17 protein-coding genes, 1 tRNA gene and 1 pseudogene are annotated in these 20,625 nt (G+C 71.5%); 13 read left to right on the top strand and 6 right to left on the bottom strand.

From position 1 onward, the window contains the following. The first annotated feature begins 77 nt into the window (after positions 1–77). The 3 genes from ABT070_RS19940 to ABT070_RS19930 all read left to right on the top strand — a co-directional run bounded on the left by ABT070_RS19940 (position 78) and on the right by ABT070_RS19930 (position 3,763). The gene (locus ABT070_RS19940; RefSeq protein WP_351762168.1) at positions 78–1,919 is read left to right on the top strand and encodes an acyl-CoA dehydrogenase; all 1,842 of its coding nucleotides are present in this window, start codon (positions 78–80) and stop codon (positions 1,917–1,919) included. A 179-nt stretch (positions 1,920–2,098) separates the two neighbouring features. Continuing rightward, positions 2,099–3,421 carry a M18 family aminopeptidase gene (locus ABT070_RS19935; protein ID WP_351762165.1) on the top strand — a complete coding sequence of 441 codons (1,323 nt, stop codon included), beginning with the start codon at positions 2,099–2,101 and terminating at the stop codon, positions 3,419–3,421. A 93-nt stretch (positions 3,422–3,514) separates the two neighbouring features. Beyond that, positions 3,515–3,763 carry a DUF6458 family protein gene (locus ABT070_RS19930; RefSeq protein WP_054242050.1) on the top strand — a complete coding sequence of 83 codons (249 nt, stop codon included), beginning with the start codon at positions 3,515–3,517 and terminating at the stop codon, positions 3,761–3,763. A 159-nt stretch (positions 3,764–3,922) separates the two neighbouring features. On the opposite strand, the gene ABT070_RS19925 is transcribed toward ABT070_RS19930, so the two are convergent. Beyond that, positions 3,923–4,315, bottom strand: a complete 393-nt coding sequence (locus ABT070_RS19925; protein WP_351762162.1) for a cupin domain-containing protein — start codon at positions 4,313–4,315, stop codon at positions 3,923–3,925. Between the two features lie 52 nt (positions 4,316–4,367). On the opposite strand from ABT070_RS19925, the pseudogene ABT070_RS19920 reads away from it, so the two are divergent. Together ABT070_RS19920 and ABT070_RS19915 are read left to right on the top strand one after the other, a co-directional pair. Further along, positions 4,368–5,410 (top strand): annotated as a pseudogene (locus ABT070_RS19920) (GlxA family transcriptional regulator). Beyond that, positions 5,407–5,901, top strand: a complete 495-nt coding sequence (locus tag ABT070_RS19915; protein WP_351762159.1) for an LURP-one-related/scramblase family protein — start codon at positions 5,407–5,409, stop codon at positions 5,899–5,901. The pseudogene ABT070_RS19920 and the gene ABT070_RS19915 overlap by 4 nt, the downstream one beginning before the upstream one ends. 178 nt (positions 5,902–6,079) lie before the next feature. On the opposite strand, the gene ABT070_RS19910 is transcribed toward ABT070_RS19915, so the two are convergent. Beyond that, positions 6,080–6,904, bottom strand: coding sequence for a carbon-nitrogen family hydrolase (locus ABT070_RS19910; RefSeq protein ID WP_351762157.1), 825 nt, complete (start codon positions 6,902–6,904; stop codon positions 6,080–6,082). 232 nt (positions 6,905–7,136) lie between these two features. Here ABT070_RS19910 and ABT070_RS19905 point away from each other — a divergent pair, with 232 nt between their 5' ends. After that, positions 7,137–7,961 (top strand): maleylpyruvate isomerase family mycothiol-dependent enzyme, encoded by an 825-nt coding sequence (locus ABT070_RS19905; RefSeq protein WP_351762155.1) that lies wholly within the window; start codon positions 7,137–7,139, stop codon positions 7,959–7,961. A gap of 89 nt (positions 7,962–8,050) precedes the next feature. Here ABT070_RS19905 and ABT070_RS19900 read toward each other — a convergent pair whose 3' ends face one another. Then, positions 8,051–8,953: a D-alanyl-D-alanine carboxypeptidase family protein gene (locus ABT070_RS19900; RefSeq protein WP_351762152.1), complete on the bottom strand. Its 903-nt coding sequence runs from the start codon at positions 8,951–8,953 to the stop codon at positions 8,051–8,053. Positions 8,954–9,207: 254 nt separating this feature from the next. Here ABT070_RS19900 and ABT070_RS19895 point away from each other — a divergent pair, with 254 nt between their 5' ends. From ABT070_RS19895 to ABT070_RS19880, 4 genes are all read left to right on the top strand, one after another. Continuing rightward, on the top strand, positions 9,208–9,879 hold the full coding sequence (locus tag ABT070_RS19895) for a GntR family transcriptional regulator (RefSeq protein WP_351762150.1): 672 nt from the start codon (positions 9,208–9,210) through the stop codon (positions 9,877–9,879). A 62-nt stretch (positions 9,880–9,941) separates the two neighbouring features. Beyond that, a complete protein-coding gene (locus tag ABT070_RS19890) occupies positions 9,942–11,189 on the top strand; it encodes an MFS transporter (protein WP_451101127.1) in 1,248 nt (415 codons plus the stop codon). 235 nt (positions 11,190–11,424) lie between these two features. Continuing rightward, positions 11,425–11,496 (top strand) — tRNA-Ser (locus ABT070_RS19885). Between the two features lie 3 nt (positions 11,497–11,499). After that, the gene (locus tag ABT070_RS19880) at positions 11,500–13,824 is read left to right on the top strand and encodes a hypothetical protein (RefSeq protein WP_351762144.1); all 2,325 of its coding nucleotides are present in this window, start codon (positions 11,500–11,502) and stop codon (positions 13,822–13,824) included. Between the two features lie 159 nt (positions 13,825–13,983). Here the strand turns inward: ABT070_RS19880 and ABT070_RS19875 are convergent, their stop codons facing one another. From ABT070_RS19875 to pdhA, 3 genes are read right to left on the bottom strand one after another with little or no spacing between them, the layout of a single operon-like run. Then, positions 13,984–15,495: a dihydrolipoamide acetyltransferase family protein gene (locus tag ABT070_RS19875; protein WP_351762141.1), complete on the bottom strand. Its 1,512-nt coding sequence runs from the start codon at positions 15,493–15,495 to the stop codon at positions 13,984–13,986. Between the two features lie 10 nt (positions 15,496–15,505). Continuing rightward, a complete protein-coding gene (locus ABT070_RS19870; RefSeq protein WP_351762139.1) occupies positions 15,506–16,498 on the bottom strand; it encodes an alpha-ketoacid dehydrogenase subunit beta in 993 nt (330 codons plus the stop codon). A 1-nt stretch (position 16,499) separates the two neighbouring features. Continuing rightward, a complete protein-coding gene (pdhA, locus tag ABT070_RS19865) occupies positions 16,500–17,723 on the bottom strand; it encodes a pyruvate dehydrogenase (acetyl-transferring) E1 component subunit alpha (RefSeq protein ID WP_351762136.1) in 1,224 nt (407 codons plus the stop codon). Between the two features lie 321 nt (positions 17,724–18,044). Here pdhA and ABT070_RS19860 point away from each other — a divergent pair, with 321 nt between their 5' ends. The 3 genes from ABT070_RS19860 to ABT070_RS19850 all read left to right on the top strand — a co-directional run bounded on the left by ABT070_RS19860 (position 18,045) and on the right by ABT070_RS19850 (position 20,576). Continuing rightward, positions 18,045–18,761 carry a response regulator gene (locus tag ABT070_RS19860; protein ID WP_351762133.1) on the top strand — a complete coding sequence of 239 codons (717 nt, stop codon included), beginning with the start codon at positions 18,045–18,047 and terminating at the stop codon, positions 18,759–18,761. Positions 18,762–18,842: 81 nt separating this feature from the next. Next, positions 18,843–19,274 (top strand): pyridoxamine 5'-phosphate oxidase family protein, encoded by a 432-nt coding sequence (locus ABT070_RS19855; protein WP_351762131.1) that lies wholly within the window; start codon positions 18,843–18,845, stop codon positions 19,272–19,274. 90 nt (positions 19,275–19,364) lie between these two features. Next, on the top strand, positions 19,365–20,576 hold the full coding sequence (locus ABT070_RS19850; protein WP_351762128.1) for a phosphotransferase: 1,212 nt from the start codon (positions 19,365–19,367) through the stop codon (positions 20,574–20,576). The last annotated feature ends 49 nt before the right edge of the window (positions 20,577–20,625 follow it).

Raw genomic sequence — 20,625 nt, 5'->3', positions numbered from 1 at the left:
CGGTAGCTACTTGTTGGTACGTGAACTAGCGCGAGGATCCAAGTCCCTCGCCGATCTCTCTTTACGGAGCCGTCGCCATGGGGCACTACAAGTCGAATCTCCGCGACATCGAGTTCAACCTCTTCGAGGTGCTCGGGCGCGACAAGCTGTACGGCACCGGCCCGTTCGGGGAGATGGACACCGAGACCGCGAAAAGCATCCTCGAGGAGCTGACCCGCCTCGCGGAGAACGAGTTGGCGGAGTCCTTCACGGACGCCGACCGCAACCCGCCGGTCTTCGACCCCGAGACCAACACCGCGCCGGTACCCGCGTCCTTCAAGAAGAGCTACCAGGCCTTCATGGACTCCGAGTACTGGCGGCTGGGCCTGCCCGAGGAGATCGGCGGCACCACCGCCCCGCCGTCCCTGATCTGGGCGTACGCGGAGCTGATCCTCGGCGCGAACCCGGCCGTGTGGATGTACTCCTCCGGCCCGGCCTTCGCCGGCATCCTCTTCGACGAGGGCAACGACGTCCAGAAGAAGATCGCGCAGATCGCCGTCGACCGGCAGTGGGGCTCCACGATGGTCCTCACCGAGCCGGACGCCGGCTCGGACGTGGGCGCCGGCCGCACCAAGGCGGTCCAGCAGGAGGACGGCTCCTGGCACATCGAGGGCGTGAAGCGCTTCATCACGTCCGGTGAGCACGACATGTCGGAGAACATCCTCCACTACGTGCTGGCCCGCCCCGAGGGCGCCGGACCCGGCACCAAGGGCCTGTCCCTCTTCATGGTCCCGAAGACGCTCTTCGACTTCGAGACCGGTGAGCTGGGCGAGCGCAACGGCGCCTACGCCACCAACGTCGAGCACAAGATGGGCCTGAAGGCCTCCAACACCTGCGAGATGACGTTCGGCGACCGGCACCCCGCCAAGGGCTGGCTGATCGGCGACAAGCACGACGGCATCCGCCAGATGTTCCGCATCATCGAGTTCGCCCGCATGATGGTCGGCACGAAGGCGATCTCCACGCTCTCCACCGGCTACCTCAACGCCCTGGAGTACGCCAAGGAGCGCGTCCAGGGCCCCGACCTGGCGAACTTCATGGACAAGGCCGCGCCGAAGGTCACCATCACCCACCACCCCGACGTGCGCCGCTCGCTGATCACGCAGAAGGCGTACGCCGAGGGCATGCGCGCCCTCGTCCTCTACACGGCCTCCGTCCAGGACGCGATCGCCGTGAAGGAGGCGAACGGCGAGGACTCTAAGACGGAGCACGCGCTCAACGACCTGCTCCTGCCGATCGTCAAGGGCTACGGCTCCGAGAAGGGCTACGAGCAGCTCGCCCAGTCGCTCCAGACCTTCGGCGGCTCCGGGTTCCTCCAGGAGTACCCGATCGAGCAGTACATCCGTGACGCCAAGATCGACACCCTGTACGAGGGCACCACGGCGATCCAGGGCCAGGACTTCTTCTTCCGGAAGATCGTCCGCAACCAGGGCGCCGCGCTGAACTCCCTCGCCGAGGACATCAAGAAGTTCCTGGCGCTGGGCACCGGCGGCGAGCAGCTGGCCGGCGCCCGCGAGCACCTGGCCAAGGCGGCCGTCGAGCTGGAGGCCATCGTCGGCCTGATGCTGACCGACCTCGCGGCCACCGAGCAGGACGTCAAGAACATCTACAAGGTGGGCCTGAACACCACCCGCCTGCTGCTCGCCTCCGGTGATGTCATCGTCGGCTTCCTGCTCCTCAAGGGCGCCGCTATCGCCGCCGAGAAGCTGGAGTCGGCCGCCACGAAGGCCGTCTCCGCGAAGGACGTGGCGTTCTACACCGGCAAGATCGCGGCGGCGAAGTTCTTCGCGGCCGACGTCCTGCCGGGCGTCACCCTGGCCCGCAAGATCGCCGCGGGTGTCGAGCTCGACCTGATGGAGCTGGACGAGGCCGCCTTCTAGCACTCGCCCTTCCGGCACTCGCCCTCAAGCACTCGTACTTCCGGCACTCGCCCTTCTCACACTCAGAGGCCGCGTTCCAGGACGCATCCGCACAACCGCCCAGCACTCCACATTGTCCTCACGAGGGCCCGCTCCCCATCACCGGGAGCGGGCTCTCGTACGTCGTTAAGGTGAACCCCATGAGCGCACCCTCCCGCTTCGACCGCGGCCACACCGACGACCTCATGACGTTCCTGACGGCGAGCCCGTCGCCGTACCACGCCGTGGCGAACGCGGCCGAGCGCCTGGAGAAGGCCGGGTTCCGGCAGGTCTCGGAGACGGATGCCTGGGACGCGGAGACCTCGACGGTCTCCGCGGCGGGGAGCGGTGGCAGGTACGTCCTGCGCGGCGGCGCGATCGTGGCCTGGTACGTGCCCGAGGGCGCCGCGCCGCACACACCGTTCCGGATCATCGGCGCGCACACCGACTCCCCGAACCTGCGCGTCAAGCCGCAGCCCGACACCGGGGCGCACGGATGGCGCCAGGTGGCCGTGGAGATCTACGGCGGTCCGCTGCTCAACTCCTGGCTGGACCGCGACCTGGGCCTGGCCGGCCGGCTGACGCTGCGGGACGGTTCGACACGCCTGGTCGACGTGGGCCGTCCGCTGCTGCGGGTCCCCCAACTCGCCATCCACCTGGACCGGGCGGTCAACACCGACGGCCTCAAGCTCGACAAGCAGCGCCACCTCCAGCCCGTCTGGGGCCTGGGGGGCGATGTGCGCGACGGCGACCTGATCGCCTTCCTGGAGCAGGAGGCCGGGCTGGCCGCGGGTCAGGTCACCGGCTGGGACCTGATGGCGCACTCCGTGGAGCCGGCCGCCTATCTGGGCCGCGACGAGGAGCTGGTGGCCGGCCCCCGGATGGACAACCTGCTGTCCGTGCACGCCGGTACGGCGGCGCTGACGGCCGTGGCGACCGGCGGCGAGGGCCTGCCGTACATCCCGGTGCTGGCCGCCTTCGACCACGAGGAGAACGGCTCGCAGTCGGACACCGGCGCGGACGGGCCGCTGCTGGGCAGCGTGCTGGAGCGTTCGGTGTTCGCGCGCGGAGGGTCGTACGAGGACAGGGCGAGAGCCTTCGCGGGCACCGTCTGTCTGTCCTCCGACACCGGTCACGCCGTCCACCCCAACTACGCGGAGCGGCACGACCCCACGCACCACCCGCGGGTCAACGGCGGCCCGATCCTCAAGGTCAACGTCAACAACCGTTACGCGACGGACGGTTCGGGCCGGGCGATCTTCGCCGCCGCCTGCGAGAAGGCGGGCGTGCCGTTCCAGAACTTCGTCTCCAACAACTCCATGCCCTGCGGCACGACCATCGGCCCGATCACCGCGGCCCGGCACGGCATCCGCACGGTCGACATCGGTGTGGCCATCCTGTCGATGCACAGCGCGCGGGAGTTGTGCGGCGACGCCGACCCGTACCTGCTGGCCAACGCGCTGGTGGCGTTCCTGGAGGGGTAGCAAGTCGGCCGCCGCGCATGGGAGTCGGGCCCCGGGGTACCCGGATCCGGTGGTGAACCGGAGTGGCCGGTACACCGGACAGGAGGCAACATCATGGGCCTCGGCGGATGCATCATCCTCATCGCCGTGGGAGCCATCCTCACGTTCGCGACCGACTGGGACATGCAGGGCGTCAATCTCGATCTGGTGGGCGTCATCCTGATGATCGTCGGTCTGATCGGCGTGACGACGTTCAGCAGCATCGCCCGGCGCCGCCGCGTGATGGTGCCTCCGACCTCGACCACCGTGGTCGAGACGGAACGACACCAGCGCGACGGCTACAACGGCGGCTACGGCGTCTGACCGTGACCCGGGCCAGCAGCCCGTCCCGGCCAGGACCTACGGCGACCGGTCCGCCCCGCCCTCGGTGAGGCGGACCGGAACGCCCCGGTCCCGCCCGTGGACAGAGCGCGCGGGCCGTATGCCGGCGGGATCGTCTTAGCCCCGGTCGGCCCCCGGCGGTCACGTCAGCGCGTGGCCCGTGGTGGCGTCCACATGGTCCGGCACGTCGTCGTGGCGGTCGCCGACGGAGAGGGTGCCGGTCGGCTCCAGGACGAGGATCTCCGTGGGCACCGGCGCGAACGGCTTGTGCTCCGTACCGCGCGGGACGGTGTACACCGAACCCTTGGGCAGGACGACGGTGCGTTCGCCGGCCGCTTCCCGCAGCGCGATGTGCAGCTCGCCGTCCAGGACGAGGAAGAACTCGTCGGTGTGGTCGTGGACGTGCCACACATGCTCGCCCTCGACCTTCGCAACGCGCACGTCGTAGTCGTTGACGGTGGCGACGATGCGAGGGCTCCAGTGCTGGGTGAACGAGGCGAGGGCGGCGGCCAGGGAGACGGGTTCGGTGGTCATGCGCTCAGCGTGCGGGATGCGCCGGACGCTCCACGAGTGCTAGGAATCGCACATGCCGCAAGAATCCTCTCAGCGGACCGTGGATGCGCCGCACCGGGTCGCCGTGATCGTGGACGAGGGCACCAACCCCTTCGAGGTCGGTGTCGCCACCGAGCTGTTCGGGCTGCCCCGGCCCGAACTCGGCCTCCCCCGGCCGCTGTACGAGGTCGTGCTGTGCACGCCCGCGCGCGAGGTGCGGATGAACCACGGGTTCTTCACCATGACCGGCGGGCACGGCCTGGAGGCGGTGGACTCGGCGGACACCCTCGTGGTGCCGGGCCGGCCCGACAACGTCGTCCCACGCGGTCCCGCCGTCCTCGACGCGATCCGGCGCACCCACGCGCGCGGGGCGCGCGTCATGAGTTTCTGCACCGGCACCTTCGCGCTCGCCGAGGCCGGGCTGCTCGACGGCCGCCGGGCCACCACCCACTGGATGTGGGCCGAGCGGTTCCGCGCGCTGCATCCGAAGGTGCGGCTGGAGTCCGACGTCCTCTTCGTCGACGAGGGCGGCGTCCTCACCGCCGCGGGCAGCGCCGCCGCGCTCGACCTCGGGCTGTACGTCGTACGGCGCGACCACGGCGCGGAGATCGCCAACGCCGTCTCCCGCCGGCTGGTGTTCGCCGCGCACCGCGACGGCGGTCAGCGGCAGTTCGTGGAGCGCCCGGTGCCGGACGTGCCCGACGAGTCGCTGGCGCCGCTGCTCGCCTGGGCGCAGGAGCGGCTCGGGGAACCGCTGACGGTGGCGGAGCTCGCGGCGCGGGCGGCGGTGAGCCCGGCGACCCTGCACCGGCGGTTCCGGGCGCAGCTGGGCACGACCCCACTCGCCTGGCTGACGGCGGTGGGGGTCCCCCCACGCCCTTAAGGCAGTGGGGGAGGGTGGCGCTCGCCTGCCGGCTGATCGAGCGGGGTGAGCAGCGGCTGGACATGGTGGCGGCCAGGAGCGGGCTGGGGACCGCCGCGAACCTGCGCGCACGCGTGCGACGCGAGACCGGACTCAGCCCTTCGGCCTACCGGCGGCGTTTCGGACCGGCCGCCGGGGAAGCCGTAACCGCATGAGATTCCTCGTACGCGACCGGCTCCTCGGCTTCGGTGACGACTACTGGATCGAGGACGACCACGGCGACAAGGTGTACCTCGTCGACGGCAAGGCGATGCGGCTGCGGGAGACCTTCGAGCTGAAGGACACCCAGGGGCGGGTCCTGATCGACATCCACCAGAAGATGCTCGCCCTGCGGGACACGATGGTGATCGAACGGAACGGCGAGCCGCTGGCCACGATCCGGCGCAAGCGGCTGTCGCTGCTGCGCAACCACTACCGGGTGGCGCTGGCGGACGGCCGCACCGAACTCGACGTCAGCGGCAAGATCCTCGACCGGGAGTTCGCGGTCGAGTACGACAACGAACTGCTGGCCGTCGTCTCCCGGCGGTGGCTGCATGTACGGGAGACGTACGGCGTCGACGTCGTACGGGAGGACGCGGATCCGGCGCTGCTGATCGCGGTCGCGGTGTGCGTGATCCACCTCGCCGACAAGGAACACGACGACTAGGCGGCAGCGTCCAGGAGCCCGAGGGCCGGCAGCCGGAAGGGACCGAGCGGGAGGGACCGAGCGGGACTCCCGGGAGCCGGCAGGGACCCGAGCGGGACACCCGGGAGCCGGGAAGGACCCGAGCGGGACACTCGGGGAGCCGGGTAGGAGCCGAGCCGGGGGCCGGGCAGGGCCCGAGCTACTGGGGCCGGCGCTCGGGAGTGCGCAGTCCGAGTACCCGGTCCTTGAGGGCCGGGAACTGCTCCCGGGTCGTGGCGACCCTGGACGGGTCGAACTCGACCGTCAGGACCTCCTCGCCGGAGCCCGCCTCCGCCAGCACCTCGCCCCACGGATCCACCACGATCGAGTGACCCGCCTGCGGAACTCCGGCATGCGTCCCGGCCGTTCCACACGCGAGCACGAACGCCTGGTTCTCGACCGCCCGCGCCCGGGCCAGCAGCGTCCAGTGCGCACGGCGGCGCTCCGGCCAGCCCGCGGAGATCACTAGGGTCTCGGCGCCGGCGTCGACGAGACCGCGGAAGAGTTCGGGGAAACGGAGGTCGTAGCAGGTGGCGACACCGACGGTCGTCCCGGGGAGGCGGACCGTCACCAGTTCCTCGCCCGCGCCCATCAGCACGGCCTCGCCCTTGTCGAAGCCGAAGCGGTGGATCTTGCGGTAGACGGCGGCCAGCTCACCGGAGGGGGAGAAGACGAGAGACGTGTTGTACAGGGGGCCCTCGGCGGAGCCGTCGCCGGACGGAGCCCGCTCCGGGATCGAGCCCGCGTGCAGCCAGACGCCCGCGTCGCTCGCGGCCTTGGCCATCACCTCGTACGTCGGCCCTTCCAGGGGCTCGGCCTCGTCGGCGAACGCCTCGTAGGCGAACGCCCCGGTCGTCCACAGCTCCGGCAGCACCACGAGGTCGGCGGCACCGGCCCGTTCCCGCACCAGCGCGGCAACCCGCGTCCGGCGCGATTCGACCGATTCGCCCTCTTCTACAGCGATCTGGATCAGAGAGGCGCGCACACTACCACCGTCCTGGCATTCGAGTCGTCCACACGGGCCTACGATCGTCACACGAAAGCACTGCCGGGGTGCCTCACAGCAGCGTAGCTTGGGGGTCCCCCCAGTCTCGAGCCCAGTCGAGCACCGGGGGGGGTTTCGAGACACCCGCCGACACCTGCCGACAACCGCCACCTCCCGCTGGCAACGCCGCCACAACCCGCCCGAGTACCGACCGCCGAGGGGTCCCGTTTCCGTGAGTCTGCATTCCACCCTCCAGCCCTACGCCGACGCCTGGACCCACTCCATCGAAGCGATATCCGAGCTGGTGCTGCCGCTGGCGGAGGCGGACTGGAACCGCCGGACCCCGTGCCCCGGCTGGTCGGTGCGCGACATCGTGTCGCACGTCATCGGGCTGGACTGCGAGATGTACGGCGACCCGCGCCCCATCCACACCCTCCCGCGCGACCTGTACCACGTCACCAACGACATCCAGCGCTACATGGAGATGCAGGTCGACGTCCGCCGCCACCACACGGCGCCGGAGATGACGTCCGAGCTGGAGTACACGGTCATCCGCCGCAACCGCCAGCTGCGCAACGAGTCGCGCCAGCCCACCACGATGGTGCGCGGTCCGCTCGGCACCGAGCTCACGCTCGAGGAGTCCATGCGCAAGCACGCCTTCACCGTGTGGGCGCACGAGCAGGACCTGCGCGCCGCCCTCGGCCGCCCCGGCAACCTCGACTCGCCCGGCGCGCACATCGCCCGCGACGTGCTGCTCGCCGAACTCCCGGCGGTCGTCGCCGAGAAGGCCGACGCCCCGCGCAGCTCCGCGGTCGTCTTCGACGTGCACGGGCCGATCGAGTTCCTGCGCACCATCCGCGTCGACATCCAGGGCCGCGGCACCCTGGAGACGGCCCCTGCGCTCGGTCCGGCCGCCGCGTTCACCCTGGACTGGGAGACGTTCGTGCGCCTGGCCTGCGGGCGGGTGACGGCGGAGGCGGTCGCCGACCGGGTGAAGGCGGAGGGCGACCCGGAGCTGACGGCGGCGATCCTGCGGAACTTCGCGGTCACCAGGTAGCCGGGAGACGGCACTCCCTCGGCAGAACGGGCCCGTCGTGAGGATCACGACGGGCCCGCTTTTCCGTGGTGCTACTGGTCGACCGGGTGTCAGCCCAGCTTGGCGAAGCCGTAGTTCAGCAGCTTCGTCGCGTCGGCGGCACGCACCGTCGCGTTGGTGGAGGCCAGCACCGTACCCACGACGGTCTTGCCGTTACGGGTGGCGGCGAAGACGAGGCAGTACTTCGCCTCCGGGCCGGAGCCCGTCTTCACGCCGATGGCGCCGCTGTAGCTGCTCAGCAGCGTGTTGGTGTTGGTCCAGGCCGCCATGGTGCGGGTGGAGCCGGTCTTGGTGACCGTCTTGGCCGTGTACGACTTGGTCTTGACGATCGCGCGGAAGTTCGCGCTCTTCAGCGCGTTGCTGGCGAGCTTCGTCAGGTCCTTGGCGGTCGAGTAGTTCGACCCGTTGCCGATGCCGTCGAACGAGTCGAAGTGCGTGCTCGTCATGCCGAGCTGCTTCGCCTTGGTGTTCATCTTGCCGATGAACGACTTCACGCGAGCGGCGCGGGTGGTGCCCGTGCCGAACTTGTCGGCGAGCGCGTACGCGGCGTCGCAACCCGACGGCAGCATCAGCCCGTAGAGCAGCTGACGGACCGTGACCTTGTCGCCGACGATCAGACGCGCGGACGAGGCGTTCTTCGACACTATGTAGTCGCTGTACGCCTTCTGGATGGTGACCTTGGCGTCCAGGTTGAGGTTCGCCTGGGCCAGCACGACCTTGGCGGTCATGATCTTCGTGGTGGAGCCGGTGGACAGCTTGGTCGTCCCGGCCTTGTTGTAGAGCGCGGCACTGTTCGCGTTGTTCATCACGTAGCCGGCCTTGGCGGCGATCGTGGGCGTCGTAACGGCTTGTGCGGGTGCCGCGGTGAGGGCTCCGGTCGCGAGCACTGCGCCGGCGGTGACGGCAACGGCTGCGGCCCTGCGGACTCGGATGCCCTTGATGGCGGTTATCAACTGAAATACCCCGATTACGTCGAATGCCCCTGCGGTACGGCCAAGTTGAAAGGGGAAAAGAAATGGGCCGCACGTGTGTGACACGTAAGTAGCACACAAAGTTGTGCGCCTGCCGGGCCGAATTTCCGATTACTCGGCCCCTCTCTCCCCCGGACCCCGCCCCCTCCGCCTCCCCCGCCTCCCGCACTCCCGGCCACGGGTCCGCATCCTGGACCGGCCCCCCGTTGCGTACGTGTTGTATCTATCCTGTGGGCATGCCGTCCTCCGCCCCGCCCGCCCCCGCTCCCGTGAAGCAACCGCCCGCCGCCGACCGCGTGTACGCCCACATCAAGCAGGGTGTCCTGGACCGCCGCTACGAGGGCGGCAGCCTCCTCACCGAAGGCGAGCTCGCCGAGGCCGTGGGGGTCTCACGCACCCCGGTGCGGGAGGCGCTGCTGCGTCTGGAGGCGGAGGGGCTGATCAAGCTCTACCCGAAGAAGGGCGCCCTGGTCCTGCCGGTCTCCGCACAGGAGATCGCGGACGTGGTGGAGACCCGGCTGTTGGTGGAGGAGCACGCCGCACGCAAGGCGGTCCCCGCGTCCGCCGCGCTGATCGAGCGGCTGGAAGAGCTGCTCGCCAAGCAGAAGGCGCAGGCCGCGGCGGGCGACCTGGCCGCGGCCGCCGTGACGGACCGCTGCTTCCACGCGGAGATCGTCCGCAGTGGCGGCAACGACATCCTGTCGAGGCTGTACGACCAGCTCCGCGACCGCCAGCTGCGGATGGGCGTCGCCGTGATGCACTCCCACCCCGACCGGATAGCCAAGACGCTCAACGAACACGAGGAGATCCTTCAGGCGCTGCGCTCCGGTGACGCCGAAGCCGCCGTCGAGATCGTGCACCGGCACGTCGGCTGGTTCTCGCACCTGGCTCGCGGGGAGGTCCGATGAGCGCCGGCCACGGCAGCGTGAACTCCACCCTTCCGGGTGATCCGCCGGGCGGACGGCGCGCGATGGCCGTCTGGGGGATCGGCGTCTCGGTCTACTTCGTCGCGGTCATCTTCCGCACCTCCCTGGGGGTGGCCGGCCTCGACGCCGCCGAACGCTTCCAGGTGAACGCCTCGGCCCTGTCCACCTTCTCGATCCTCCAGCTCCTGGTCTACGCGGGCATGCAGATACCGGTGGGCCTGCTCGTCGACCGGCTCGGCACGAAGAAGGTGCTGACCATCGGCGTCGTGCTGTTCACGGCCGGCCAGCTCGGCTTCGCCTTCTCCCCGTCCTACGGCACGGCCCTCGCCTCACGCGCACTGCTCGGCTGCGGGGACGCGATGACGTTCATCAGCGTCCTGCGGCTCGGGACCAGGTGGTTCCCGGCCCGACGCGGACCGATGGTCGCCCAGATGGCGGGGCTGGCGGGAATGGCGGGCAACCTGGTCTCGACCCTCGTCCTGGCCCGCCTCCTGCACGGCATCGGCTGGACGGCGGCCTTCGCGGGCAGCGCGCTGGCGGGAGTGGTCGTCCTGGTCCTCCTGCTGCTCTTCCTGAAGGACCACCCCGAGGGCCACGAGCCCGAGCCGTTCCCGCACCAGGGCGCGGCGTACGTCCGCCGCCAGATCGCCGCGTCCTGGCGCGAGCCGGGCACCCGACTCGGCCTGTGGGTGCACTTCACCACCCAGTTCCCGGCGATGGTGTTCCTGCTCCTGTGGGGCCTGCCGTTCCTGGTGGAGGCGCAGGGCCTGTCCCGGGCGACGGCCGGCGAGCTCCTGACCCTGGTGGTGCTGAGCAACATGGTCGTGGGCCTGGTCTACGGCCAGATCGTCGCCCGCCACCACGAAGCCCGGCTGCCGCTGGCCCTGAGCACGGTCGGCGCGACCGCCCTGATGTGGGCGGCCACGCTCGCCTACCCCGGCGACCGGGCGCCGATGTGGCTGCTCGTGACGCTCTGCGCGGTGCTGGGCGCGTGCGGCCCCGCCTCCATGCTCGGCTTCGACTTCGCCCGCCCGGCCAACCCGCCCGAGCGCCAGGGAACGGCCTCCGGCATCACCAACATGGGTGGCTTCGTCGCGTCGATGACGACGCTCTTCGTGGTCGGCGTGCTGCTGGACGCCACCGGCGACGACTACACGATCGCGTTCTCCTGCGTCTTCGTCCTCCAGGCCGTCGGCGTCAGCCAGATCCTGCGGCTGCGCAGCCGGGCGGCTCGGCGCGAGCGGGAGCGGCTGGTGGCGAGCCGGGTGGAGACGGTGCACGTGCCGGCCTAGGCGGGGTTGACGGCCCAGGCGCCGTTGACGGCGTTGACGGCGTTGACGGCGTTGACGGCGAGAGGAGACGGCGGCGGGGTGCAGGGCTGTTCAGGGCTTCTCCCCGGCGAAACACGGTTGTCCGGAAGCCCGTTCGACGTCTACCGTCGGGCTTCATCGACGTGTAGCTCAGTAGCCAGAGCGCCGGGCTTCACACCCGGAGGGCGCAGGGGCGGAACCTGCCACGTCGGCTCATCGACGTGTAGCTCAGCAGCAGAGCACCGGGCTCGAGACCCGGAGGGGGCGGGGGCGGCACCCGCCACGTCGGCTTATGGACGACGACGCTGACCAGCAGCACCTCGCAGAGGCCAACCCGGGCTACGCCTCCGGCCAACTGGCCAGGGCGCTCGAGACCGCGCTCACCCACACGGACCCCGACACCCGCCGCCGCGCCGGCGAACGCCAGCGTGCGTGGCGGTCGGTGCTGGCGGGCATGGCGAACGGGCTGCTCACCATCGGCTCCCGCACACCGGTCCGGGATCTGCCCGCGTGGGTGACCCCCGAGGTGCTCCGGGGCGGCTTCGCCACCGGCGCACCCAGCGCCGGCGGACCCCTGACGGAGTACGAGGCCGAGGCCGCCCGCAGGGCCGGGGTGCCGCCTGACCGGCAGGCGCTGTTCGCGCACTGGCTGTCCGAGGACGGGCTGGCGCGGCTCTACGAACTCCTCGACGACGGACGGTACGAGGTGACCGTCCCCGAGGAGGCCGCCCTGCTCACCGTGGCCTGGCTGGCCCGGGCCGGGGAGACGGACGCGGCGCTCGGACTCGTCGAGGAGCTCGCCCCGTTCGCGGGGCGGCTGCGGTTCACGCCCCGCCCGTCCACCCGTCCGGCGCCCGACGCCGGCACGGTGCACCGGCTGACCGTCGCCGAGGCCGGCGAGAGCCTGGCGCGGCGGCGGCCCAGCGAGGCGGTGGAGACCCAGCGGGAGGCGCTGACCGTGTGGCAGCCGTTCGGCGACGAACTGCTCGCCCACTGGCTGGAGACCGCCGACGCCGGGCAGCCGGCCCGGGTACTGACGCGCGCCCCCGACGCGGCCTGGCACGGACAGGGCGCCGAACTGCTGCGCCGCTACCGCGACCTGGCCGGCCGTCACACGCACTGCACCAAGCACCTCAAGCCGAAGGGGAACCTGGGGATCCTGCGCGGGGCGCTGGAGGAGACCGTCGCCGGACGGGAACTGGACGCGCGCCGGCTCGGGCTGCTGCGGCACGCCGTCACGTCCATGGTGCGGCGCCGCGGGCTGCCCGACTCCGCCGGACTCACCGCGCTGCGCCGGGAGCAGGCCGCGCAGGCGGCGCTGCCCTCGCACCACGCGCTGGCCCGGCTGGTGCTGCGCCGGCTGTCCGGGCTCGACCAGCAGGCGGGCGTGGCCGAGGTCGCGCCGCTCGTCGCCGCGGTCGGTGAGGAGGAGGCGCGGGAGACGGGGCTGCCCGCGGGCGCGGCGATCCCGGCCGGTGTCCGGCGGCCCGTCGAGGCCGCGCTGAGCGCGCCGCTGAGCACCCTCGTGGAACGCGGGATCGTGCCCTCGGCGGAGGTGCTGGCCGAGCTCGTGCCCCGGCTCGTCGCCGCCACCACCGCGCAGGCCTATCCCGACCCGGCCCTGCGCACGCTGGCGGCCGCCCACCACCGGGCGTTCGCGGGCCGCCGTTCGCTGCTGCTGCTCAACCTCCAGCGACAGGTACGGGCGGAGGAACTGCCGTGGGTGCGGGCCGTGGCCGGGCAGCGCACGGACGGCGAGGCGGGCGCGGTGTCGGCCGTCGCGCTGCGGCAGCTCGGCGAGCTCGCCGTGCAGGCCTTCCCCGGCACGATCCTGCCCAACTCCCTGATCCGTGAGCTGTCCGTGCTGGCCCGCCAGGCCGAGCTGGGCGCTCCCCTGGTCGAGGAGCTGGCCGCCGACATCTTCATGGGCACGTTCACCCCGAAGTTCCTCGCCTCGGCCCGGATCGCGGCGGAGCTGCTGGGCGGCGGCTCGCTCTACGAGCGCTACTACCTCATCGACTACCGGGCCGTCCGCAACCTGGCGATCGTCGAGACCGGGGAGGCGCTGACGCGGTCGTACGGGGCCAGGACCTCACCCGGCTTCGCGAAGCTGTGCGTCGAGCGGGCCGAGGCCGGCTCGTCCCGGTCGCGGCACCGGAGCGGCGGATCGGTGGCCGCGAACGGCAAGGTGATCGAGCAGGCGCAGATCCTCACCACGCACAACCTGGCCACCCTGGTCCACCGGGTCGGCATCGACCCGGCCGTGGGCTGGGCGGACCTGGCCCGCCGCTGCTTCGGCACCGTGTGCCGGCTGACCGGCCGCGTGCACGGCAACCCGCGCCCGCTGAGCACGATCAAGGACGTGGCCTACGCCTGGCGGCAGCTGGTGTTCCACCTGTCCCTGTGCACCCCCGGCGAGCGGGCCCGCACCCTGGCCGGGCTGCCGGAGGAGCTGACCCGGCACCCCGCCCATGTGGCGCACCGACTGGCCCCCGCCCTGGCCGGCCTGCACCAGGTCGCCGAGGGGGGCCGGGCGGACGAGGGCGCCGGCCGGATGCTCCTCGGCTGGACCACGGACGGACACTGGCTGCGTCCGGATCCGGCCTCGGCCGACTGAGGCCCCCGGCCCCAGGACCGCGCCCCCTCGGGGTGCGCGGTCCGTCGGGGTGCGCGGTCCGCCTGGGGTGCGCGGTCCGTCGGGGTGCGGCCCTTCGCGAGGCGGTCCGTCGGGTGCGGCCCACCTCGCCGTGCGTGCGGCCCTGTCCGCAGGCCGCTCCTAACTCCAGGTGATCAGCTTCCTGGGCTGCTCCAGGATGGCCGCCACGTCCGCCAGCACCCGGGAGCCCAGCTCCCCGTCCACCAGCCGGTGGTCGAAGCTCAGGGCCAGCGTCGTCACCTGACGTGGCTTCACCTTGCCCTTGTGGACCCACGGCTGGAGCTTGATCGCACCGATCGCGAGGATCGCGGACTCGCCGGGGTTGAGGATCGGGGTGCCGGTGTCGACGCCGAAGACGCCGACGTTGGTGATGGTCACCGTGCCGCCCTGCATGGCGGCCGGGGACGTCCGGCCCTCCCGCGCCGTCGAGACCAGCTCGCCCAGGGACTCCGCCAGCTGCGGCAGCGTCTTGGCGTGGGCGTCCTTGATGTTCGGAACCAGCAGGCCCCTGGGGGTCGCGGCCGCGATGCCCAGGTTGACGTAGTGCTTGACCACGATCTCCTGCGCCGCCTCGTCCCAGGACGCGTTGATCTCCGGGTTGCGCTTGACGGCGACCAGCAGGGCCCTGGCGATCAGCAGGAGCGGGTTCACCCGCAGGCCCTGCATGTCCTTGTCCTGCTTGAGCTCCTCGACCAGCTTCAGCGTGCGTGTCACGTCGATCGTCACGAACTCCGTGACGTGCGGCGCGGTGAACGCCGAACCGACCATCGCCGCCGCCGTCGCCTTGCGGACGCCCTTGACCGGGACCCGGGTCTCCCGAGCCGTGTCGTACGACGGCACGGGCACGGCCGCGGAGGTGGTGACCGGGGCCTGCGTCACCTGCGGCGCCGGCTCGGCCACCGGAGCGGCCTGGGTCGCCGGGGCTGCCGGGGCTGCCGGGGCCACCGCCGCGTGGACGTCCTCGCGGGTGATGATGCCGTCCGGGCCGGACGGCACCACCGTGGCGAGGTCGACGCCGAGGTCCTTGGCCAGCTTGCGCACCGGCGGCTTGGCCAGCGGGCGCTCCTTCACGGCGGGCGCGCCGCCATGGCCGTTCAGCTCCGCCTGGATCGAGTCCGGGACCCGGGAGGCCGCGGTCTCGGGGCCCTTGCGCGGACGGCGCTTGGTGGAGGACTCGGCCACGCCGTACCCGACGAGGACCGGCTGCCGGCCGGAGCCCACCGGCTTCGCCGCCGCCTGCGGTGCGTCGGCCTGCGGTGCTGCGGCCTGCGCCGCCTCCGGCTTGCTCTCCGGGGCGGCCGGGGCCTGCGCGGGCGCCTGCGCTGGTACCTCGGCGACCGGGGCGGCGGCGACCGGGGCGCCGCCCGCTCCGCCCGCCACGTCCACGGCAATGATCGACATGCCCACGTCGACCGTGGTGCCCTCGGGGAAGTGCAGCGCGCGCACCACCCCGTCATAGGGGATGGGCAGTTCGACGGCGGCCTTGGCCGTCTCGACCTCGCACACCACCTGACCGTCCGTCACCGTGTCACCGGGCTGGACGTACCACTTGAGGATCTCGGCCTCGGTGAGCCCCTCGCCCACGTCGGGCATCTTGAACTCGCGTACGGACGCTTCCGTCATCGTCGTCACGACCCTCTCCTCAGTACGCCAGGGCACGGTCGACGGCGTCGAGCACCCGGTCCAGGCCCGGCAGGTACTCCTCCTCCAGGCGCGCCGGCGGGTACGGGGCGTGATAGCCGCCGACCCTGAGCACCGGGGCCTCCAGGTGGTAGAAGCAGCGCTCCGTGATCCGGGCCGCGATCTCCGCGCCCGAGCCGAAGAACACCGGCGCCTCATGGACGACGACCAGACGGCGGGTCTTCTCGACCGACGTCTGGATCGCGTCGAAGTCCAGGGGGGACACCGAACGCAGGTCGAGGACCTCCAGGTTCTTGCCCTCCTCGGCGGCCGCGGCGGCGACCTCCTGGCAGAGCTTCACCATCGGGCCGTAGGCGACGAGGGTCAGGTCCGTGCCCTCGCGGACGACCCGGGCCTTGTGCAGCGGGCCGGGGATCGCCTCGGGGTTGACCTCGGCCTTGTCCCAGTAGCGCCGCTTCGGCTCGAAGAAGATCACCGGGTCGTCGCTCTGGATGGCCTGCTGCATCATCCAGTACGCGTCGGACGCGTTGGACGGGGAGACGATCTTCAGGCCCGACACGTGCGCGAAGAGGGCTTCCGGCGACTCCGAGTGGTGCTCGACCGCGCCGATGCCGCCGCCGTAGGGGATGCGGACGACGACCGGCAGCTTGATCTTGCCGAGCGAGCGCGCGTGCATCTTGGCGAGCTGCGTGACGATCTGGTCGTAGGCCGGGAACACGAAGCCGTCGAACTGGATCTCCACCACCGGACGGTAGCCGCGCAGGGCCAGCCCGATCGCGGTGCCGACGATGCCGGACTCGGCGAGCGGGGTGTCGATGACGCGGCTCTCGCCGAAGTCCTTCTGAAGGCCGTCCGTCACCCGGAAGACGCCGCCGAGCTTGCCGACGTCCTCACCCATGATCAGGACCTTGGGGTCCGTCTCCAGAGCGCGGCGCAGCGACTCGTTGATCGCCTTGGCCAGGGCCAGGTTCTTGGACGTCACGGTCTCCGCCATCTCAGTTTCCCCCCGAACCCGCGGCGAAGCCGCTGTCAGATTCCGTCGCGAACGATGCCTGGTAGGCCGCGAACTGGGCCCGCTCCTCGTCGACGAGCGCGTGTCCGTCCGCGTACACGTTCTCGAAGATGGCGAAACGGTCCGGGTCCGGCATGGCGCGGACCGCTTCGCGCACTCGCCTGCCCAACGCCTCGCTCTCCACCTCGAGTTCCGCGAAGAATCCCTCGTCCGTGTGGTTTGAGGCCTCCAGGTGGCGGCGCAGGCGCAGGATCGGGTCCTTCGCCTCCCAGGCCTCGCGCTCCTCGTCGGCCCGGTACTTCGTCGGGTCGTCGGAGGTGGTGTGGGCGCCCATGCGGTACGTGTACGCCTCGACGAGGGTGGGGCCCTCGCCGTCGCGGGCCCGGTCCAGCGCCCACCTGGTGACCGCGAGGCAGGCCAGGACGTCGTTGCCGTCGACGCGGACGCCGGGGAAGCCGTAGCCCTGCGCGCGCTGGTAGAGCGGCACCCGGGTCTGCTTCTCGGTGGGCTCGGAGATCGCCCACTGGTTGTTCTGGCAGAAGAACACGACCGGCGCGTTGTAGACGGCGGAGAAGGTGAAGGACTCCGCCACATCGCCCTGGCTGCTCGCGCCGTCGCCGAAGTAGGCGATCACCGCGCTGTCCGCGCCGTCCTTGGCGACTCCCATGGCGTAGCCCGTGGCGTGCAGCGTCTGGGAGCCGATGACGATCGTGTAGAGGTGGAAGTTGTTGCCGTTGGGGTCCCAGCCGCCGTTGTTCACCCCCCGGAACATGCCGAGCAGGTTGGTCGGGTCGACCCCGCGGCACCAGGCGACGCCGTGCTCGCGGTAGGTCGGGAAGACGTAGTCGTCGTCGCGCAGGGCCCGGCCGGAGCCGATCTGGGCGGCCTCCTGGCCGAGCAGCGAGGCCCACAGACCCAGCTCGCCCTGACGCTGGAGGGCGGTGGCCTCGGCGTCGAAGCGACGGGTGAGCACCATGTCGCGGTAGAGGCCGCGGAGCTCTTCGGGGGTGACGCCGGCGACGTACTTGGCGTACTCGGCGTTCTTCGCGTTCTTGACCCGCTTGCCCTCCGGCGTCAGCAGCTGCACGAGCTCGGGCTCGGCGGTCTTCCTGGCGGTGGTGCGGGTGGTGCGCTCGGTGCCGGTGGTGCCGGCCTTGCTTCCGGCGCTGCGTCGCGGCTTGCGCGCGGCAGTGCTCTCCACGGTCACGTGTGCTCCTCCGTCGGTCCGGCCCCCGGGGTTGCCGGGTGACCAGTGCGGCTCACCTGTTCCGGCACCCGTGCACGGGGTGGGTGTCACTCGGTCGGAACAGGCGTGACAGGTGCCCCGGCGAGCGCCCTGCGGTCATCACGTTACCCAGTGCTTCACATTTCTGTGAAACCCCTCTTGACCTGCGTTTTTGCTTGGATTTCCAAGTAAATCGGCAAAGTCGGGAGAGAGCCTGGTCACAGCCTTGCAGGAGGCCGGAGCAACGGCACGTTATCCCGGCCACCCAGTCCACGGGAAGAGCCAGTATGTGACACTGACCGCGTGCGCGAAGAAGGAAAAATCACCGTTTTTCTACTCGACGACCATGAGGTCGTCCGGCGCGGGGTCCGCGAGATGCTCTCCGTGGAGAGCGATATCGAGGTGGTCGGCGAGGCCGGCACGGCGACCGACGCGCTGGTGCGCATCCCGGCCACCCGGCCCGACGTCGCGGTGCTCGACGTACGGCTCCCGGACGGCAGCGGCGTCGAGGTGTGCCGCGAGATCCGCTCCCGGGACGACTCCGTCAAGTGCCTGATGCTGACCTCGTTCGCCGACGACGAGGCCCTCTTCGACGCGATCATGGCGGGCGCCTCCGGCTATGTCCTGAAGGCCATCCGCGGCGAGGAACTGCTGACGGCCGTACGGGACGTCGCCGCCGGGAGGTCCCTCCTGGACCCCGTCGCCACCGCGCGCGTGCTCCAGCGGCTGCGCGAGGGCACTCCCAAGGCCGACGACCGGCTCGCGCACCTCACCGACCAGGAGCGCAGGATCCTCGACCTGATCGGCGAGGGCCTCACCAACCGCCAGATCGGCACGGAGCTGCACCTCGCCGAGAAGACGATCAAGAACTATGTGTCGGGTCTGCTTTCCAAACTCGGTATGCAGCGCCGCTCCCAGGCGGCCGCGTACGTGGCCCGGATGCAGGCGGGAATGCAGGCGGGAATGCAGGTGGGGATGCGGACCGGGGCGCGGACGAGGGGCGACCGGGGCCGGGGCTGAGGGGCGACCAGGGACTTACGTCCCGTCCGGACGGGACGGTGGCCTCTGTGGCGCCCCGCACCGGCCGCGCACAGTGGGCGCATGCCGAACGACGAACGACTCGCCGTCGACCTGCTCGCCCGCGTCGAGTACGGCCGGGTGGCCGCCAGCCAGCGCGCCATGCCCCTCCTGGCCTGCGCCCGACACATCGTGGTCGACGGCCGCCTGCTGCTGCGCATGCACCGCGGCCACGACCACCACCGGGCATGCGTCGGCCATGTGGTCGCCTACGGCGCGGACAACCTGAACCGGGCGCGGCCGGATTCCACGGACTCCGCGGACTCCACGGACTCCACGGAGGGCCGGTGGTCGGTGGAGATCGTCGGGAAGTGCGCGGCCGCGGAACCCACCGCCGCCGAACTGGAGCTCTTCGGGCCCGCGCCGCGGTCCATGGACGGCGGTGTCCCGTTCGACCCGGTCTACCTGCGCGTGACCCCGCAGTTCGTGACCGTGCACGCCCTGGCGGCGACCTGAAGCGACCATCTGTGACAGCCGTTGATCTTTAGTGACTTTCTGTGACAATGCCCAGCTCACAGCCTCGGATCGTGCCCTAGCATCGGGCGCGTGCCGCGCTCCTGTGTACCCCCCTTAGTACTCCACGCGCCCCCTCTGGGCGCCCTGCTCCGCCGGTACGCCGCCGGCACCGCGCTCACCTGTGAGCCCGTCGACGAGGGCCTGTTGAACCGCGGCTATCGGCTGCGTACCACCCGAGGCCGCTACTTCCTCAAGCACCACTTCGACCCGGACACCGCCGACCCCGCCTCCATCGCCCGCCAGCACCGGGCCACCGAGCGGCTGGCCGACCTCGGCGTCCCGGTCGCTCCCCCGCTGCCCGGCCACGACGGACGCACGGTCGCCGTCGTCGGCGGCCACGCCTACGCCCTCCACCCCTGGATCGACGGCCGCCACCGCCACGGCGCCCAGCTCACCCCCGGCCAGTGCGGCCGCCTGGGAGCGCTGCTGGGGGTGGTGCACGCCAGCCTGGAACACGTGATGCGGGCGGCCCACGGCGAGCACCCCCTCCCGGGGCGCGGAGAGCACGAGCCTCGCAGGCACGGGGAGAACGCCCCACCGGCGCGCGCCCCGAAGCGCGGGGCTGAGCACCGCGCCTCCCCGCCCGAGCGCCTCGCCCGCGACGCGGTCACCGCGCCCGCCGGGGACACCGCAGGTGCCGAGTGCCCCGCGCCCGTCGAGAGCACCGCTCCCGCCCCGAGCCCCGACCCCGCCGACACCTTCGTGCTCATCGACGACCTCCTCGCGCGCGTGCGCCGCCACCACCCCGCCGACTCCTTCGACGAGCTCGCCCGCCACCGCCTCCTGGAACGGCGCACGCTGCTGGAACGGCACGCGGACCGGCGTCCCCCGCACAGCGGACCGGCCGGCTGGGTGCACGGGGACTTCCACCCCTTCAACCTGCTCTACCGCGGGGACGCACCCGCCGCCATCGTCGACTGGGACCGGCTGGGCGTGCAGCCCCGCGCCGAGGAGGCCGTCCGCGCCGCCGCGATCTTCTTCGTCCGTCCCGACGGAACCCTCGACCTGCCGAAGGCGAGGCAGTACGCACGCGCGTACCGGCGCGCCGCCGGGGCCACGCCCTCCGAACTCGCCGCGGCCGTGCACCGGGTGTGGTGGGAGCGCCTCAACGACTTCTGGATGCTGCGCTGGCACTACGAGCGCGGCGACACGCGCGCGGACTCCCAGTTCCCGGCGGCCTCGGCCCTCGCCGTGTGGTGGACCCGGGAGTACGACGCCGTGTGCGGCGCGTTCGCGGACTGATCCGGGCCCCGCAGACGCGACACGCGCGCGTGGAGCCCTGTCAGGGGTC

The sequence above is a fragment of the Streptomyces sp. NPDC002884 genome (assembly GCF_040295245.1).
In the GTDB taxonomy this organism is placed as follows: Bacteria; Actinomycetota; Actinomycetes; order Streptomycetales; family Streptomycetaceae; genus Streptomyces.
This window is presented reverse-complemented; position numbering and strand designations above follow the sequence as displayed.